At 52.2% G+C, this 17912-nt stretch carries 13 protein-coding genes and 1 riboswitch; of the genes, 1 reads left to right on the top strand and 12 read right to left on the bottom strand.

The genetic code is table 11. The features are described 5' to 3' along the window. Positions 1–49: 49 nt before the first annotated feature. Complete coding sequence (locus CWI35_RS08230; RefSeq protein WP_276121803.1) at positions 50–1147, top strand: MFS transporter; 1098 nt, start codon at positions 50–52, stop codon at positions 1145–1147. Between the two features lie 112 nt (positions 1148–1259). Here the strand turns inward: CWI35_RS08230 and CWI35_RS08235 are convergent, their stop codons facing one another. The 12 genes from CWI35_RS08235 to CWI35_RS08290 form a co-directional block, all read right to left on the bottom strand. Continuing rightward, the gene (locus tag CWI35_RS08235) at positions 1260–2417 is read right to left on the bottom strand and encodes a saccharopine dehydrogenase family protein (protein WP_011229879.1); all 1158 of its coding nucleotides are present in this window, start codon (positions 2415–2417) and stop codon (positions 1260–1262) included. A 184-nt stretch (positions 2418–2601) separates the two neighbouring features. Then, positions 2602–4083, bottom strand: coding sequence for an aldehyde dehydrogenase family protein (locus CWI35_RS08240; RefSeq protein WP_068896326.1), 1482 nt, complete (start codon positions 4081–4083; stop codon positions 2602–2604). 70 nt (positions 4084–4153) lie between these two features. Next, complete coding sequence (locus CWI35_RS08245; protein WP_011229877.1) at positions 4154–5809, bottom strand: thiamine pyrophosphate-binding protein; 1656 nt, start codon at positions 5807–5809, stop codon at positions 4154–4156. Then, positions 5806–6984 carry an aminotransferase class I/II-fold pyridoxal phosphate-dependent enzyme gene (locus CWI35_RS08250; RefSeq protein WP_119877649.1) on the bottom strand — a complete coding sequence of 393 codons (1179 nt, stop codon included), beginning with the start codon at positions 6982–6984 and terminating at the stop codon, positions 5806–5808. Before CWI35_RS08250 ends, CWI35_RS08245 begins: the two co-directional genes overlap by 4 nt. 609 nt (positions 6985–7593) lie before the next feature. Continuing rightward, complete coding sequence (locus CWI35_RS08255) at positions 7594–8712, bottom strand: RNA-guided endonuclease InsQ/TnpB family protein (RefSeq protein ID WP_011229875.1); 1119 nt, start codon at positions 8710–8712, stop codon at positions 7594–7596. Positions 8713–8941: 229 nt separating this feature from the next. Next, positions 8942–10630: a phosphomethylpyrimidine synthase ThiC gene (gene thiC / locus CWI35_RS08260; RefSeq protein ID WP_011229874.1), complete on the bottom strand. Its 1689-nt coding sequence runs from the start codon at positions 10628–10630 to the stop codon at positions 8942–8944. 171 nt (positions 10631–10801) lie between these two features. Continuing rightward, positions 10802–10915: riboswitch (TPP riboswitch) on the bottom strand. A gap of 135 nt (positions 10916–11050) precedes the next feature. Next, on the bottom strand, positions 11051–12304 hold the full coding sequence (locus CWI35_RS08265) for a methyl-accepting chemotaxis protein (protein WP_119877650.1): 1254 nt from the start codon (positions 12302–12304) through the stop codon (positions 11051–11053). 657 nt (positions 12305–12961) lie between these two features. Continuing rightward, on the bottom strand, positions 12962–13375 hold the full coding sequence (locus CWI35_RS08270; protein WP_011229872.1) for an RDD family protein: 414 nt from the start codon (positions 13373–13375) through the stop codon (positions 12962–12964). A gap of 285 nt (positions 13376–13660) precedes the next feature. Further along, positions 13661–15187, bottom strand: a complete 1527-nt coding sequence (locus tag CWI35_RS08275) for a PP2C family protein-serine/threonine phosphatase (protein ID WP_119877651.1) — start codon at positions 15185–15187, stop codon at positions 13661–13663. Positions 15188–15193: 6 nt separating this feature from the next. Further along, complete coding sequence (locus CWI35_RS08280) at positions 15194–15526, bottom strand: STAS domain-containing protein (protein ID WP_011229870.1); 333 nt, start codon at positions 15524–15526, stop codon at positions 15194–15196. 17 nt (positions 15527–15543) lie between these two features. Continuing rightward, positions 15544–15948: an ATP-binding protein gene (locus CWI35_RS08285; protein WP_031212548.1), complete on the bottom strand. Its 405-nt coding sequence runs from the start codon at positions 15946–15948 to the stop codon at positions 15544–15546. 244 nt (positions 15949–16192) lie between these two features. Beyond that, entirely contained in the window at positions 16193–17845 is a 1653-nt protein-coding gene (locus tag CWI35_RS08290; RefSeq protein ID WP_119877652.1) for a helix-turn-helix domain-containing protein, read from the bottom strand. Between the last annotated feature and the right edge of the window lie 67 nt (positions 17846–17912).

Below are 17912 nucleotides of genomic sequence, written 5' to 3' on the forward strand. Positions count from 1 at the left end.
TCACATAACCGGATATCCCGAGTCTAGCGGGGATATCTTTTTTTGTTTTGTGCGACGTTTTTTCGTCGTCGATCCGATTTTGCCGGTCATCGCCGAAAGCATCGGCGCGACCCACTGGCAAGTGGAAATGTTGTTTACCGCCTATATTTTTACGATGGCGGTCATGATGATTCCCGTTGGCCTTGTCGTCAGCCGCGTTGGTGATAAACAAATGATGGTGATCGGACTTGGCCTTGTCACGATTTTCTCATTATTGTGCGGTTTCGCCGCCGACATTCCACAACTGTCGATCTTCCGCGCCGGTTGGGGGCTTGGCAATGCCACCTTTTTTGCAACGGCTATGACACTGTTAATCGCTTTGACACCGCAGGCAAGCACCGCTGTCGGCTTGTATGAGGCGGCGATCGGCCTCGGCATGGCCGGCGGTCCGCTCATCGGTGGACTGCTGGGCCAACATTCATGGCGCTACCCGTTTATCGGCACAAGCGTACTCATTTTTATCGCCTTTTTGCTTGTCGCATTTTTTGTGTATGATCCAAACAAAGGAAAACCGAAAAAAGCAGTCGGATGGCAGGAAATGCGGCATCTGCTCGCCTTTCCGCCGTTTTTAAAAGGGGCGATCGGCGGGATGCTTTATTATTACGGCTTTTTCGTTGTTTTGGCCTATTCGCCTCTGGTCATGAAGTTATCGGCGATTCAAATCGGTCTTGTCTTTTTCGGCTGGGGGCTTTGCCTCGCCTACGGATCGGCAGCGTTGGCCCACCGGCTTGAAGCAAAATACGAATCGAAACAAATATTGCCTTACAGCTTATTGCTGTTTGCCGTTTTATTGCTGCTTTTAGCGGTCGCTGAACAAACATGGTTCATGATCGTCCTTATCATTTTGTCGGGCCTTGTATCCGGCTTAAACAACGCCTTGTTTACAGGCTATGTGATGGAAACATCGCCGTATGAACGCGGCGTCACTTCCGGCATGTACAACTTCGTTCGCTGGATGGGGGCGGCCATCGCTCCAGTGCTATCTGGCGTCATCGGTCATGCCGTTTCCGCAAAGGCGCCGTTTATGATCGCCATGGCGCTGTCGCTTGTTGCATTCCTTTTCCTTGCCTGGCGCAAACGGGAGCCATCGGCAACGAAAACTGTATAAAAGCAACCGTTGCGGACAAAACGAAAACACGCCCGTTTCTCGGTGAGAAACAGGCGTGTTTTTTATTCGGATCATTGTCATCATCTCTTATCATCACTCTATGATGCTTTTTTCATAAGCGAACCGTTTTCTTCTCGTTAATCACCACTCCTCGTTTTTTCATCTCGTCCATATATACATCCCCCGGAACGATTTGCTCCGGCGGATAGACGCCGCGCTTTGTGATCACCCCACGGCCGATGAGCTGGGCGACAGCGGAAATGGTGTAGGCCGTCGTACGCGCCATCGCCGTCACCTTATTTTCGCGGTCATTGAACGTGACGGTTTCGTATTCCAGCACCGTTTCTTTTCCATCTTTTCTACCGCCGACGATGACCCGAAGCAACACCACATCATCTTTTCCTTTCAAATCGAGCAGCGGCTTCAGGACGGAAAGCAGCACATCGCGCGGCTTGACTCTGCATCCATTGATCTCAACTTCCACATCGTTGCGCGTCAAATTCAAATCGACAAGCAGCTTGCATTTTTCCGCATGGCCGCGGTAGCGGATCGTTTTGTACTCGAGCCGCTTCAAGTTCGGAAACGAGCGCGAGAGCGTCGACGTCCCGCCTGAGGTGTGAAACGCTTCAAGCGGCCCGAACCGGTCGAAATAAATCGGCTCGACTTCCGAAAGGGACGGCACTTCCTGCTTTTGGCCGTTGCGGATGATCAAGGCCGGATCGGTGTAATGGTCAAGCAGCCCCTCGAGCGAAAACACATGGTTGTACTCCAGCGGCGGTTCGGGGCGGACAGGGATGCCGCCAACATACAGCAAGATGGATTCCACCTCATCGAGTTGACTCGCCCCATAGCCGGATAAAATGTTGATCATTCCGGGTGCGACGCCAAGGTCGGGGATGATGGTCACCCCAGCGGCTTGGGCTTGTTCATGCAGCTCAAGCACCCGGTCGGTGATATGGCCGATATGGCCGCCTAAATCGACAGAATGGACGCCAGCTGCAATAGCTGTTTTCGCCACCGTTTCGTTAAACTGGTAAAACAAGGCGTTGACAACCACATCGTGCCCTTTCATGAAAGCCGACAGCTGCTGCTTGTCGCTGGCATCCACCCGCACAGCGGCAAGCTTTTTGGAATGAAGCTGCCGCACCGTCTGCTCCGCCTTGGCCAAATCGACATCCGCCAACGTCACCGCCTCAACATCTTGGCTTTGCACTAAATCGCGTGCTGCTTCTTTGCCCATCAGCCCCGCTCCAAGCACGAGCACTTTCATCGTTCTTTCCCCCTCTGTCACCGATTCTTTGCCATACGCTCACATGACAGCCGCTTTTTTCACATCTTTGCCGCGGCCGCTGCTTCGATTCACGATATATGTTCCACGTTGATCTTCGCTTCTCTTTTGCCGGCCATGTTGCAAGCGACAGCCCGGTTCAATCATCGGTATCGGACAGCCCGGTTCAATCATCGGTATCGATTTGCGCCCGCTGCAGCTTGCCGCTGAAATCGACATAAATGCTCCGCCATTCGGTGAATACGTCAAGCGCAGCGACGCCGGAGTCGCGGTGGCCGTTGCCCGTCCCTTTCGTGCCGCCAAACGGCAAATGAATTTCCGCTCCCGTTGTGCCGGCGTTGACATACACGATGCCGGTGTCCAAATCGCGCATCGCTCGGAATACATTGTTGACATCGCGTGTGAAAATGGCGCTTGACAGCCCATAATCGACGCTGTTGTTGACGGCGATCGCTTCGTCCAAACTGCGGACGGAAATGATCGACACAACCGGGCCGAAAATTTCTTCGCGGGCGATGCGCATATTCGGCGTGACATCGGTGAAAATCGTCGGCGCGTAATAAAAGCCGCGCGCATAGTCGCCCTCGCGCAATATATAGCCACCCACAAGCAGTTTCGCCCCTTCTTCTACGCCAATGCGCACGTAGCGGTCGATTTTTTGCAGCGCCTCTTCATGGATGACGGGTCCGACTTTGACCGTTTCATCCAACCCGTTGCCGATTTTCAATGTTTTCACGGCTTCAAGCAGACGCCGCTCAAGCTCCTGTTTCACCCGCTCATGGACGATGACCCGGCTGCACGCCGTGCACCGCTGCCCCGACGTGCCGAACGCACTCCAGATGATGCCGTCAACCGCCAATGTCAAATCCGCATCATCCATCACAATGACGGCGTTTTTTCCTCCCATTTCAAGCGACACCTTTTTCAACAGCCGTCCGCATTTTTCCGCAATCATCCGCCCGACTTCATTCGATCCGGTAAATGAGATGACCTTGACATCAGGATGCTCGACGAGCGCATTGCCGACTGTCGGCCCGTCACCGTGGACCACATGAAACACTCCCGGCGGCAAGCCCGCTTCTTCAAAAATGCGAGCTAATTCCTGCGCCATGATCGGTGTCTCGGGCGCTGGCTTCCATACGACCGCATTGCCGGCAACAATGGCCGGAAACGACTTCCAAGTGGCGATGGCAATGGGAAAATTCCATGGAGTGATGATGCCGACCACTCCAACCGGCGTGCGGACGCTCATGGCGAATTTGTCTTTCAGTTCAGACGGCGTCGTATCGCCGAACAACCGCCGTCCTTCTCCCGCCATGTAAAACGCCATATCAATGCCTTCCTGCACTTCGCCGCGCGCTTCCTCAATCACTTTGCCCATTTCCATCGTCAACAGCCGGGCCAACTGTTCTTTCCGCTCCTTTAGCAGCATCCCAACTTTATACAAGATTTCCGCGCGTTTCGGCGCCGGCACGAGGGCCCACTGTTTTTGCGCTTCTTTGGCTGCCTGAACCGCTTCATCGATATCGTTTGGCCCGGACATCGCCACCTCGGCAATCGTTTCCCCCGTCGCCGGATTGATCACCGGCGCAAATTGCCCGGTGCTTGGCTCCTTCCATTCTCCATTGATATAGTTTTGGATTTTCACTGTATACTCCCCCCATTTTTCTAGATGATTTATTGAGATAATTTATACATTGAACGCCGAGCGATGATCGTCAGGACTTCCTCTTGGCCCGCAAGTCTTGGATCGTTGCCGCCACCGAAATGTGGTTCGGATCGGTCAACACTTCAATCACCGTCGGCTTCTTGGCTTCAAGCGCCAACAGAAGCGCTTCCGTGAACTGTTGTTCCGTCTGCACTTGGAATCCGCAGCTGTTCAAGCATTCTGCCAACCGGGCAAACGACACGCGGCCTAAATCGGTGCCGATGACCCGCCCCGGAAACTGCAATTCTTGATGCATGCGGATGGTGCCGTACATATGATTGTTAAACACAATGCTAATGATCGGAATATCGTATCGAGCGGCCGTTTCCAACTCCTGCACCGTCATCATAAAGCCGCCATCCCCGGATAAAGAAACGACGGTCCGGTCGGGAAAGGCCAGTTTCGCGCCAATGGCAGCCGGCATGCCATATCCCATCGCTCCTGACGTCGGGCCGATGTACGTGTGCCCATCCCCAAACGGGAAAAAGGCGTGAAGCCAACCGGCGAAATTCCCAGCATCGTTCGTAATGACCGCATTTTTCGGCAAATGGTGACCTAAACTCGCCATGACCGCTTCATGGAGAGTTCGTTTTTCAAGCGGCAGCGCGGCCGTTTGTTCGTACCGTTCCCTCCGTTCAGCCGCCCATTCCTGCCAAGACGGCTGCACCGCGATATCGAGCAAACGGGACAGCGCTTCCCGACAGTCAGCCCAAACCGCGATATCCGGTGCATACACTTTTCCGAGCCCATCGCTGTCAATATCGATATGAATCAGCGTCTGCGTTGGAGATAGCAAACGGTAATCTTGCGTCGTCACTTCCGACAGCCGCGTCCCCAACGCAATCACCACATCGGCCTGCTCAGCCGTTTCCATGACCTCTTTCGGCGTCCCTAGGCCTAGGTGGCCGACATAGCACGGATGGTTGTGGGGAAACACATCATGCCTCCGGAACGCCGCCATGACTGGAAGTGCATACTTTTCCGCCCATAAGCGCAGCAGCTGCTCGGCTCCCGACCATTTGACGCCGCCGCCGGCAATCACGAGCGGCCTTTTGGCGCGCTCGAGCCGCTCCTTTATATTCCGTATATCCTCTTGCCTTGGGGCCGGCTTCGGCACATAGGTCTCGGCCATCACTGCTTCCGTTATCGTTTTGGAAAATACATCTTCTGGCAGTGAAACGACGACGGGGCCGGGCCGCCCTGTTTTCGCGGTGCGAAACGCCCGTTGCACCAGCTCTGGCACCCGCTCGGCTTCGCGAATTTCGACCACCCATTTTGCGATCGGACGAAAAAACGCTTCCATATCGACTTCCTGAAATCCTTCACGTCCTAGGAAGCGGCTGTTCACTTGCCCCAAAAACACGACCATCGGAGTGGAATCTTGCCTGGCGGTATGGACGCCGATCGTTAAGTTCGCCCCGCCAACCGCCCTTGTAGCCAGCACGACGCCGCACTTCCGCGACGCTTTCGCATACCCTTCCGCCATAAAGGAAGCACCCCCTTCATGGCGGGCGGAGATGAACTCGATGGATGGCTCATCATAGATGGCATCAAGCAGGGGCAAATAACTTTCCCCCGGCACACCAAACACATAACGGATTTGTTCCTGTTTGAAACATTCGACGATGGCTTGAGCCACCGTGATGTGACGCATCGTTCTCTTCATCGCGCCGATTCCTCCCAATCCACTTGCTTCCATCGTTCAACGGCTTGCTGCAGACGCTCCATCGGCGCTGACAGCGATACGCGGACATATCCTTCCCCTGCGGATCCAAACGCTGTTCCCGGTGTTACGATGACTCCCGCTTCTTCCAGCAGTTTGGCGGCAAATCGTTCGGACGAGTATCCGTCATAGACCGGGATCCACAAGAAAAAGGTCGCTTTCGGCCGCTGCACGTCGATGCCCAGTTCTCGAAGTCTCTCGACCATCATATTCATGCGTTGTTCATAAATGCGGCTATTTTCTCGAATAAACGTCCGTCCGTTCGTCAAAGCGGCCATCGCCGCCTTCTGGATCGGAATAAACTGGCACGTATCCGTGTTGCTCTTGATCACCGAAAGCGCTCGAATCATGTCCCGGTTTCCGACTACGTATCCGATGCGGCAGCCGGCCATGTTATAGCTTTTGGACAACGATCCAAATTCCACCGCCACTTCCTTTGCCCCGTCCACCTGCAAAATGCTCGGCGCTTGAAAACCGGCAAACGTCACGAACGAGTAGGCCGCATCATGAGCAATGAACATCTGGTGCTGACGGGCAAGTGAAACGGCTTCGGCAAATACATCCAAATCGACAGCGGCGGCCGTCGGATTGCTCGGATAATTGAGAAACATGATTTTCGCTTGGTCATAAACGGACGAGGGAAGCGCATCAAACCGAGGAATATAACCATGTTGCGCATCGAGCGGCAGCGATAGGCTCTGGCCGCGGGCAAAATGGACGGCCGTCCGATAGACGGGATAGCCCGGATCAGGCACTAAGGCGAGCTCGCCGGGATTGAGAACGGCTTGCAGCAAATGGACGATTCCTTCTTTCGAGCCGATTAACGCCAACACCTCGGTCTCCGGATCGAGCTTGACGCCATATTCCCGTTCATAAAAACGCGCGACCGCTTCCCGATACTCCCTGCAGCCGCCATACGGCGAATACGTATAGTGTTCTGGCGCATCGAGCGCTTCTTTCAACGCTTCGATGACAAAGGAAGGGGGCGGCAAATCGGGGGCGCCGATCCCTAAATCAATGACATCGACCCCGAGCTTTAGCAATTCTTCTTTTTTCTTCTGAAATCGGGAGAACAAATATGGCGGCATCGTCTGCACAATATCGGAAAATGTGTTCAATCCCATCCCTCCTCATGGCCCTTCGTTTCAGTTTATGCGCACGCCCATCACCCTCATGCCCGTCTCACGTTCAAGAAGCAGCCTATCATACCAATGGCTTTCTCACATCAAGACATCATCAAAATCTTTTTTCTCGAAAAGCGGTCGATGCAGGAGAAGTGGTTATTTTTTCACTAAGCTGCTAGAAAAACGCGATCAACCTTCTGAAACCCGGCCCTTTCGCCATAAAAAGAAGCGGCCGGCATCATCCACGGTTCGATGACGCAACTGGCCGCTGTCTATGGAAGCGAAGCGCCGGCGAAGGCGCCGCGATAGACTGCGCAGTTTTCCCCGCATGATCATTCTATGACTAGAAATTTGCACCTTATGCCATTATCATAATCAATCCGAAACGATTTGTAAATATATTTTTTAAAAATTATATATTTTTAAAATAATAAGGAACCGGACCAATTTGCACAACAAACAAGAGGGGCGGTCAACTACCCCCACTTCGCTAACGCTTGAAGTGGGGGCTTGCAACTCCCCAGAAGTGCGAGCGGACTTGGTCCTCCTTCCTTGACTTGGGGTTGCATCAGGGGCAGGTTGACAACTGCCCAACGACGCAGGTCATGCCTGTGTCGTTCCTTCAACGATGTACTCTATTCCTTTTCGTTGAAGGTTCATGGCACCAATGCGGTCATCGTTTGAGGTATATCCGCATGTTCGACAACAAAAGGTGTGTGTACGTTTCTTTCGATTGGCTTTTTCCGTATGACCACACTTTGGACATGTCAAAGAGGTGTAATGCGGAGCAACCACAATCACTTTTGACCCATGCAAACGTGCCTTATACTCTAACATTTGACGGAACTGATAGAAAGCCCACGATACGGTTTCATATCGGTCATGGATACGTACACGTTCTGTTTTTTCACGAATGCCTGTTAAATCTTCTAATACAAAAAGGGTACGTTCCCCATATTGACGAACGAGTGCCTTCGTGACAGCATGGTTCACATCCGTCATCCAACGGTTTTCTCGTTGTCCGATTGTTTTCAACTTCCGACGCGCAGAAGCCGTCCCTTTTTGCTGGAGGGTTTTTCGCATTCGTTTGTACTTGGCACGCATATGCTTGATTTTTCGTCCGTTAAAAAAGATAGTTTTCCCTTGCGAATCATAAGCTACTGCAAGAAAGTTAACCCCTACATCGACACCGACCACTTGGCGAATGTTGTGTTCATCTACGGTTGGAATTGTTTTGGTCATGGGGATGTGCAAAAAGAATTTGTTATGCTTGTAGACGAGTTTGGCTGTGCCAAACGTCCATGAGCCATCAAAATATGGTTCCATGCCTTTTGGTTCGAATGACACTTTGATTCGTCCTTCTAGCGTATTGACAGAAAATAACCCTTGAACAATGGAGTAATCTCGATTCCAAACGAGATCATATTCAGGCTTTTTAAAGCGAACCAATGTCCATTCGTGACCATTGCTTTTTAGGGAGCGGTATCTAGCGATCACCGTTTTAATCACAGATTGCGCCATTTGCGAACGCAAAGCGTAGTTTGATCGAAGTAGACGATAGGTCATGTCGTGTAACTTGGCTTGTGCAAGCACTTTTGTGTCAAAAATCACAACAGACACAGCGTTGCACGCTTGTCGATAAGCGGAAAGGGTGGCTTTCAATACTTCTGCTTGTTCCGCTGTTGGGTAAATTTTTATTTTGGCTGTTAACGTCATGTCCATTTGTCTCACCTCTCTTTCACTAAAAGTGATACAAAAACACAAAAAAAGCGATTCCTCCCCCACTTACTCCCTTTGGTCGTTGAAGTGGGGGTCTCCTCGCCAAAGACGATGAACGTTCGCACCCCTCCGCTGCTTCGATCAGCACCGAGCGTTTTCCAGCTCATGCTTTTTCCGTTGATCGAACTTCCGTATCCTCTCCACCATGCCGAGCATCGCAGCCCGCTTCTTGTCATTGATACAGCGACGACCCTTGCCGAATAAATTGTTGCGCTTTTTCTTTCATCCCCTCCTCTTTGATTTTCCGTTGCAGTTCATGTGAAATGTTCATGGAACAAAATTTCGGCCCGCACATCGAGCAAAAATGGGCCGTTTTCGCCGCCTCAGCCGGCAATGTTTCATCATGATACTCGCGGGCCCGTTCCGGATCGAGGGATAAATTGAACTGATCGTTCCAACGAAATTCAAAGCGCGCTTTCGAGAGCGCGTCGTCACGCTGCTGAGCGGCTGGATGCCCTTTTGCCAGATCAGCCGCATGGGCGGCGATTTTATAGGCCACGACCCCGGCGCGTACGTCCTCTTTATTCGGCAACCCTAAATGTTCTTTGGGCGTTACGTAACAAAGCATCGCCGTTCCATAAGCGCCAATGATGGCGGCGCCAATCGCTGACGTAATATGGTCATACCCGGGCGCGATGTCGGTGACAAGCGGCCCTAACGTATAAAACGGCGCTCCATGACAAATTTCCTGTTCCCGCTCGACATTTTCGCGAATTTTATGCATCGGAATGTGCCCCGGTCCTTCGATCATCACCTGCACATCATGCTTCCAGGCGATTTTCGTCAGCTCGCCGAGCGTCTTGAGTTCCGCAAACTGCGCCTCATCGTTCGCATCGGCGATGGAGCCGGGGCGCAAGCCGTCGCCAAGGGAGATCGCGACATCGTATTGTTTCAAAATCTCGCAGATTTCTTCAAAATGCGTATACAAAAAGTTTTCTTCATGGTGGGCCAAACACCATTGGGCGATGATCGAGCCGCCGCGCGAGACAATTCCGGTCGTCCGGTTGGCGGTGAGCGGAATGTAATGAAGCCGCACACCGGCGTGGATCGTCATGTAGTCGACTCCTTGTTCAGCCTGCTCGATGAGCGTCTCGCGGTACACGTCCCATGTCAGCTTCTCCGGCACCCCTCCTACCTTTTCGAGCGCCTGATAAATCGGCACCGTTCCCACGGGGACCGGCGAATTGCGGATGATGTACTCGCGCGTTTCATGAATGTGTTTGCCGGTCGATAAATCCATGACCGTATCGGCGCCCCAACGCACTGCCCAAAGCAATTTTTCCACTTCGTCTTCAATCGATGAAGAAACAGCCGAGTTGCCGATATTGGCATTAATTTTCACATGGAAACGACGTCCGATGATCATCGGTTCGCTCTCTGGATGGTTAATATTGGCCGGAATAATGGCCCGACCAGCGGCGACTTCTTGGCGGACAATTTCTGGATCGATTTGTTCACGAATCGCGACAAACTCCATTTCTGGCGTAATGATCCCCCGTTTGGCGTAATGCATTTGTGTCACTGTTTTTCCGGGCTTTGCCCTCAATGGACGGCGCACAAACGGAAGCGAACGTTGGATCGCAACAGAAGACCGCTCCATTTCCTCCACATCGCCGCGCTCGACAATCCAGCGGCGACGAAGAGGAGGCAAGCCTTTCTCCACGTCCGGTTCAAAATCGGGATCCGTATACGGGCCCGTCGTATCGTAGACACGCACCGGTTTGTTTTCCACCATTCCTTGCGGCGTTTTCGTTGGCGATAAAGCAATTTCTCTCATCGGCACGCGCACATCCGGGCGCGACCCTTCGATGTACACTTTGCGGCTTTCCGGAAACGACATAAACGAGCGGATGTTTTCCATGCGTGGCTTCCCCTTTCAACATAAAATGATGAAAAATCAGATCTGAAGCCACACCGTCTGAAGCGGGGCAAACACGAGAATAGGCGATGGCGGCCGATTCAAAATAAAAACAGGTTCCGACACCGGAACCTGATCGAAGGCAAAAGGCCAAATGAACAAGACACGTCCATCTGTTCCCGCTGCCTGCTTCCCTACGCTGGCATGACCCAGATCAGGTTCAAAGGGTCAAAGAACTTCATCGCGTTCTTTTCTCAGCCCGGCTCTCGGACTCCCCTAGCAGATAAGCGTATCACAATGATGACTGACTTTTTTTATTTTATCAGGCAATTGGCAAAGATGCAAACCATTTTATTCCAAACGTTGACTCCCACACGTCGTTTGAAAGCCCCTCTTTCTCGAAGAAAGCGTCCTTTTCCTCACTCACACAGAAAATTTCTTCAGCATTGCCCGCATCTCGTCCGCCATCTGACCGAGCGATGTCGACGAAGAGGCGATTTCCTCGACGGAAGCCATTTGTTCCTGGGTCGCTGCCGATACGTTGGCCGCACCAGACGCTGACTGTTCGACAATATTGGTCATCTGTTGGAGTGCGTCGTTCACTTGACGAGCATGCTCCGTCATTTGCTCGATGGCGGACGATACTTGTCCAATTTGTTTGCTCACTTGGCCGACCTCCTCGCGGATATGGGCAAATGATTGGCCGCATGCCGCCGCAACGTTCAATCCTTTCGCCACTTCGGCGATCACCTGTTCGGCAGACGCAACTGCCCGCTTCGTTTCTTCTTGAATGTAACCGATCAGCTCGGAAATTTGTTGCGCTGAGCGCGCTGATTGTTCTGCGAGCTTCCTCACTTCGTCCGCGACAACCGCAAACCCTTTCCCTTGCTCGCCGGCGCGCGCCGCTTCGATCGCCGCATTGAGCGCCAACAAATTCGTCTGCGACGCAATGCCGGTGATCGCTTCCGTAATCTGTCCAATCTCGTTGGAGCGCTCCCCAAGCCCTTTCACCACCTGGCCGAGCGTTTGCACATGATCGTAAATGAACTGCATTTGCTCGGACATTTGTCCGATTGACTGCTTGCCGTCCTCTGCTTTCGCCGACGTTTTCTCGGCGCGGTGCGCCACATCTTTCGTATGGCAAGCGACGTCGCTCAATGTTTGGGAAATATCATGCACGGACGCGGCGGTGGTGCGGACAGCATCGGCCTGTTCCTCCGCACTTGCCGCAAGCGTTTCCATCGTTGTCGCAATTTGCTCTGTCGCTTTCGTCGTCTGTTCGGCGACGGCGGCAAGCTGCTGAGAATATTGCGCTACTTCTTCGGCATGATGTTGGACTTGCCCCATCACACTTTGCCAAGCGTTTGCCATATCGTTTAACGACGCCGCAATCGGCCGCAGCTGCTGGACGCGATCAAGAGGTATGCGCACCGTCAAATCTCCGCCTGTCATCTTGCCTAAATGTTCGTTAATAACGGCAATCGGGGCAACAAACCGTCGATAGTTGAGCGTTGCCGAAACGAAGCCGAGCATCGCGCCAAACAGCACCGTAGCAACAAGCGTCCACCAAAATGCCGCCCCGCGAATGCCGTTGACCAGGCATGTGGCCATGCCGATCGCCGCTGTGCCAGGAATGACAACGAACATTGTGCGGATAATATAACTGGATAAAGACAAAGTCGTTCTCCTCCTTTTCCATTATGCAATCGTCTTTTCTTTATCTTCACCGCTTAAATAGATTCGTGAATGATCATTCATTTTCCTTCCTGGCCATAATCATGAATGTGTGGATTTGCAAAGATTTTCTAGTCTAAAAGGCTGGTGAAAAACAACGGATTCGCTCGGTTTGGGAGAAATCGCAAGGAATTAAGTTGTGGCGCCGCAAGACTTTTCAATTTGAACAACAGTGTTGAAGAGCAATATTCCCTCTTAAATCGCCAGCCTTCTAAAAGGCTGGTGATTTAGTGAAAAGCCGCGGAAAACGGAATCTCTTCTCAAATTGAGAAGTCCTGTAAAATCAACGCTTCTCTTTCAGCCGAAAGCAACGGGTTCGGCGAAATCGGTCGTTTTTCACCAGCCCTCTAAAGGGCTGATGATTTAGTGAAAAACGCGGCTGATCCCGGTCGTTTTTTCATTTGAGAAACATTGAGAAATCAACTTTCATTTTTTGGAGAAATGCCGCTGATTGGCGTGCGACAGCCTTTTTTCACCGGCCTTCTAAAAAACAACAAGGCCCCACTCAAAAGCGTCATTCTTTTGATCGTTGATGATCCGTCACGAAAGATAAGAAAAGGCGTCCCGACCCTCTTGGGACACCCCCTGCTGTTTTCTGCTTTACACCGTCGGTTTTTCCGTTGTCACATACGTCCCAGCGATAAAATCGTGAATCGACCGTTTGTCTTCTCTTGCAGCTACCATAATCGCACTAATAATGAGACCAATGCCAAACGTGATAAAGTATACGAGTCCGCCAACGAACGAGCGCAAAAACATCGTGCCGACCCCAACTTTTCCGCCGTTGACTTTCGCAATCCGGATGCCAAGCATCCGCTTGCCGACCGTATATCCGTACCAAACAGCCGGAACGATTAATGCGTAAAGGATGTTCGCTAATGACGTAAACCAGTTCGTTTCCCAACTGCCAGTGATGAAATAGCCGATGATCGAAATCGGAATGCCAACGACAATCGCATCCAACAAGTTAGCCAACAGCCGCTTCCAAAATCCAGCCGGATTCGTCACCGCCATATGTCTTCCCTCCTGTTGCCTTTTCTATATTGTATTCGCAATCAACAGCGTAATTGTCTTTATTTTAACCTGAATTGTGGAAAGGAATCTATACTATAGTTTGGTGTTTGCCGCCATTATTGGGCGGCAGGAGTGAATGCGTCTTTTCACGATTCGTAAAAAAGATAGCCCAAAAGGCCATTTTTGCAACCGAGACACAGTTGGCTGCCGTGCCGTTTCATACATAAAGAAAAAGCAGCTTGTGAAGCGGATCGATCATCCGATATAGGCGGCTTTTCCCCTCGTTTAGCCAAGCTTGGCCACCACCGCCGAAAAATCGTCCGGAAGCGGCCCTTTTTGCGCAAAATGGCGGCGCAGATGGTCCAAAAGCACCTGCTCGTCCAATAAAATATGCGGCGTTAGCGCATCGCGGAACGCTTCAATCTTTTGCCGAACGGATCCCGTCCCCCCTTCAATCGCCCCGTCGGAATACAACACAAGCGTCGCCCCCGGCTCGTAGCGCAACCGGCCGCTGTCGACAAAAAGGCGCGGAAGCAGCCCGATCGGCGCGCAGCCGCGGTCCAACTCCGCCACCGTTCCGTCCGGTTGGAACAAAAACCCCGGCGGATGGCCGGCTGATGCATATTCAATCATCCGTTCCTTGACATCCACAAGAACATACACGGCGGTGAAATAATACGTCATCCGCCCGTTTTCATGGTACAACTGGCGCATATGGCGGTTCAACTCGCGAAACACTTCCGTCGGAACGATCCCTTTGCGGATGACGCCGTTTAAGAGCGAGCGGACCGACATGCAAATGAGTGAAGCCGCTGCCCCATGACCCATCACATCCATTAAAAAAATGCCGTACCGCTGTTTGTCGATCGGATACCAGGCGTACATATCGCCCCCCAGCTCCCGCGATGGGATGTACGTTCCGGCAATCTGGATTCCTTTGGCCGACAACGGCTTGCTCAACACGCGCTTTTGCACCTCGCGGGCCAGCCGCAAGTCATCTTTCATCGCTGCGATGTATGGGTTCTCATAAGTTGGACCGGCAAATAAAAACAAGTAAAAAGCGATTCCTCCATCATGGCCGGGCACAGCCCGCACCGTCGTCTGCCTGACATAGACCGAACCGTTTTTCCGCCGCCAGCGCACCCACCCCCTCCATTCTCCACTTTCCCCAGTTCCCGCTTGAATCACCTCATAAAGCCAGGCCTCGTAATAACCCGCGTAAAGCGTATGCAGCGGCTGACCGACAATCTCTACACCATGGCCAGTGATTTTTGTGAACGCCGGATTGACAAACTGAACGACAAACTGGCCATCGGTTACGAGCATCGCCTGTTCCATCGCTTTGTACACTTGTTCAGCGAGCTGCCGTTCATTCTCGTTTCGCTTTGCTTCTGTCAGATCAGCGACAACTCCGCTGACGAGCCTCACTTCCCCGAATTGGCCAAGCACAGGAAACGTCCGTTCAAGCACCCAGCGGACGGAGCCATCCCGCTGATTGATGATGCGATACGTTTGGGCACCCGCATCCGCCCCCGAAAGAAGCGACCATTTTCTTTCCGCCTTGGCGCGGTCATCCGGGTAGGACACTTTTGCCCATATGTCTTGATCGCGGTAAAAGTCGTCCGGAGGCAGGCCGTACAGCTGCTCGCATGATGACGAAATGAACAAGAGCCGCCTTTGTTCCGGCGCTGCGAGCCAATACACATAATCGCCCGGCCCAACGAATACATTCATTTTTTCCAAGCCGAGAAGCAACTCTCGCCACGCGAGGTGGTCATAACGTTGAACATGTTCCCAAAACCCATCCACCATAGAACGTCATTCTCCACTGAAATAATCCATGGCTTCCTTCTCTGTGGCAAATAGTTTGATAAACGAAGAAAATTTGACGATATGGAAAATTTCTGCAAGCGACCCTTCCACTCCGGCAATGACCAACTCTTTTTGTCGGGCTCTCGCCGCCATGACGCTGTCAGCGATGACCCCGAGTCCGGCGCTGTTAATGTATTTGACCCCCTCCATGTTGACGATCAATTGATCCGCCTGTTTGTCCAGCAACTTTTCCAGCGCTTGACGGAACGATTCGACATTGTTTAAGGTAATATCTTCTGCCCATGTCAGCGTGCAAATTGCCCCTTGTTTTGTCTCCATCTTGTTTCCTCCAATAGTCACTCTTTTTTTTTGCATTTGCACATGCAAAACAAGACGTTGTTTCCCGCTTGCTTCACGTATACATCGTCGACGATATGGGTGATCAGCTGCAGTCCCCTGCCGCGCGGCCCAGTGTTGACGACATCAGTTTGGGCTACGGAGAAGCATCCTCCTCGCTGTTTGACAATGATCATAAACTGTCTCGCATCAATTTTCCAAAATATCCTAAATGGCAGTTTTCTCGTTTTTTGACAATATTCATACGCATTCGTGCACGCTTCCTCTGTCGCGAGCCGAAGAAAAAGGCAATCGCGCGGCAAAAACCCCATTCTCTTCGCCAGTTCCTCGGTAATGTCCATCGCTTTTAAAATGTCCGCCGTTTTCACGATCGCCATCGTTCGGATCATGGCCTTGGGCTTCATCGGCATTCCCCTATCCTTGTTATGCTTATGCGCCGGCCAAAGCAACATGGCAGCTTTTCCACTATCCCACGTTCCAGCGCTGGGGAAAACGGATTCGAATGCTATTTTTCTCCTTTATTGTTCCATCTATCGAAAAATAGTTCTTATTTACTACAACTCATTATAATACAAAATGGGGTTCATTCCAATTTCCTACATCCAAAAAAAAAAGACATCATGGCACCCATCGTCCAATGATGTCCCCTTAGCAGCGCTGCCGGCGGTGGTTTAGTTGATACACAAGGGCGATCAACTGCGACCGGTCATTGACGCCAATTTTTTGAAAAATGTTCGTAATATGATTTTTCACGGTATGGACGCTAATGAACAACCGTTCTGAAATTTCGCGGTTGCTGCAGCCTTGAATGAGCAGCTCCAATACATCCATCTCCCGGGCTGTCAACTGCTCGGACAGCATGTCGATATTGACCGTCCCATCATTCCCACCGTGGGCCTTGCCGCTAATCATCATCGCACCAATCGCGGCCAGCGCCGTCATATACACTTCCGCCTCTTTCGCTTCCCTTCCTTTCTTTATATGAACGGCGAGAACGCCATAGCGGCCATCGCCGACGAAAAACGGCACTTCCATCACCGATTTGCCCTCGACATCAAGCAACGCCGGCACCTCGCTTTTCGCCTTCTCGCCGTGACAGCCATAGCGACGGCAGACATCATCCCGATAACGAACGGCCATTTCTACGTCCATCGCTCCTTCGTGGACAACGGCTGTTTGGCCATCGCTAGACCATACCACGCAGACGAAATCGCCGTAAGCGAGCTCCGCGGCGAATTCGGCCATCATCCGGATGATTTCTTCCTCGTTCTGCACCATACGCATGGCCCGTCCAATTTCCATCAACATCGAAAGGCGCATCAAATGGCGGTCCATTTTCATATCGGCCTCTGTACATTTAGCCAGAAGCAGCCAATGTTGAACGAGGGCGGAGCCGACCGAACGAAGCGCCGCTGGCAGTGAAGAGGCCGCCTCGCTGCCGATCATGACCCATCCTTCCATTGTTTTCCCGTACATCGCCGGATACGCAATCATCGCTTTCGGGCGGATGCCATGGCGGACAAAAAAGGAAAAGCGTGGATCCAAAGCGGCATCTTGAACGTAAACCGAACGAAGCGGCGGCTTCGAAGACGAAAGCGGCGGAAACAACGCATCGATCATCTTGCCGCGCAGCTTTCCGGCCTTTTCCCCGCTTGCCGCCGCCACCATCCATCCTTGCGGACACTTGGCGATATACAACGCCATATCGACGCGTTCATCGAACGCCCGCAACTCAAAAAGCAGCTTGTCCACGTCCGCTAGGGCGGAGCTGTCCGCAACCACTGCTTCGAGCCGTTTTCCGTATTCACAGCATTGCTGCTTGCGGCGCTCGCCGCTGATTAATTCCCCGCATATGACCGCCATCTTTTCTATATCTTTTAACTTCGCTTCGACTGCCCGCGCCGGCAGCGCCACCGATCGTTCGATGGCTGACACCCACTTTCCGCCGGCTGCCAGCGGCTGTTCGCAAATGAGCCATTTCGTCTCTTCCTCGATAAACACGCCCGCCCAAATCCAATATTCCGCCTTCTCATCGACAAACACGGGAGCGACGATGCTTTTCATGCCAAAACGCCCGACCGGTACGACCGATGGACGCTGCCATCCGTCAATAACAAGTTCTCGCGGGCAGAAAAACGATGGCGCTTCCCTTTCAGCTGCAAACAAAACGAGCTCCGCCAGCTCGGTCATATTCGATACTTTCGTCACGGGAGCGCCGTGATCATCGACGATAAGCATGCTCAACTCCGTCAATGCCGCGTATGCATCTTGAATATATTGCAACGATTCACGGATCACCACGCCTTCAACTCTCCTACAACTCGTTTTTACCCCTATCTATTATGGACAAATAACTGGCAAGAAATCA

The organism is [Bacillus] caldolyticus (assembly GCF_003595605.1).
GTDB lineage: Bacteria > Bacillota > Bacilli > Bacillales > Anoxybacillaceae > Geobacillus > Geobacillus thermoleovorans.

Excerpts from the sequence above, each read along its gene's own strand:
- CWI35_RS08235 (WP_011229879.1), bottom strand. The coding sequence starts at position 2,417 with ATGAAAGTGCTCGTGCTTGGAGCGGGGCTGATGGGCAAAGAAGCAGCA.
- CWI35_RS08245 (WP_011229877.1), bottom strand. The coding sequence starts at position 5,809 with ATGAAGAGAACGATGCGTCACATCACGGTGGCTCAAGCCATCGTCGAA.
- CWI35_RS08255 (WP_011229875.1), bottom strand. The coding sequence starts at position 8,712 with ATGGACATGACGTTAACAGCCAAAATAAAAATTTACCCAACAGCGGAA.
- thiC (WP_011229874.1), bottom strand. The coding sequence starts at position 10,630 with ATGGAAAACATCCGCTCGTTTATGTCGTTTCCGGAAAGCCGCAAAGTG.
- CWI35_RS08270 (WP_011229872.1), bottom strand. The coding sequence starts at position 13,375 with ATGGCGGTGACGAATCCGGCTGGATTTTGGAAGCGGCTGTTGGCTAAC.
- CWI35_RS08275 (WP_119877651.1), bottom strand. The coding sequence starts at position 15,187 with ATGGTGGATGGGTTTTGGGAACATGTTCAACGTTATGACCACCTCGCG.
- CWI35_RS08280 (WP_011229870.1), bottom strand. The coding sequence starts at position 15,526 with ATGGAGACAAAACAAGGGGCAATTTGCACGCTGACATGGGCAGAAGAT.
- CWI35_RS08285 (WP_031212548.1), bottom strand. The coding sequence starts at position 15,948 with ATGAAGCCCAAGGCCATGATCCGAACGATGGCGATCGTGAAAACGGCG.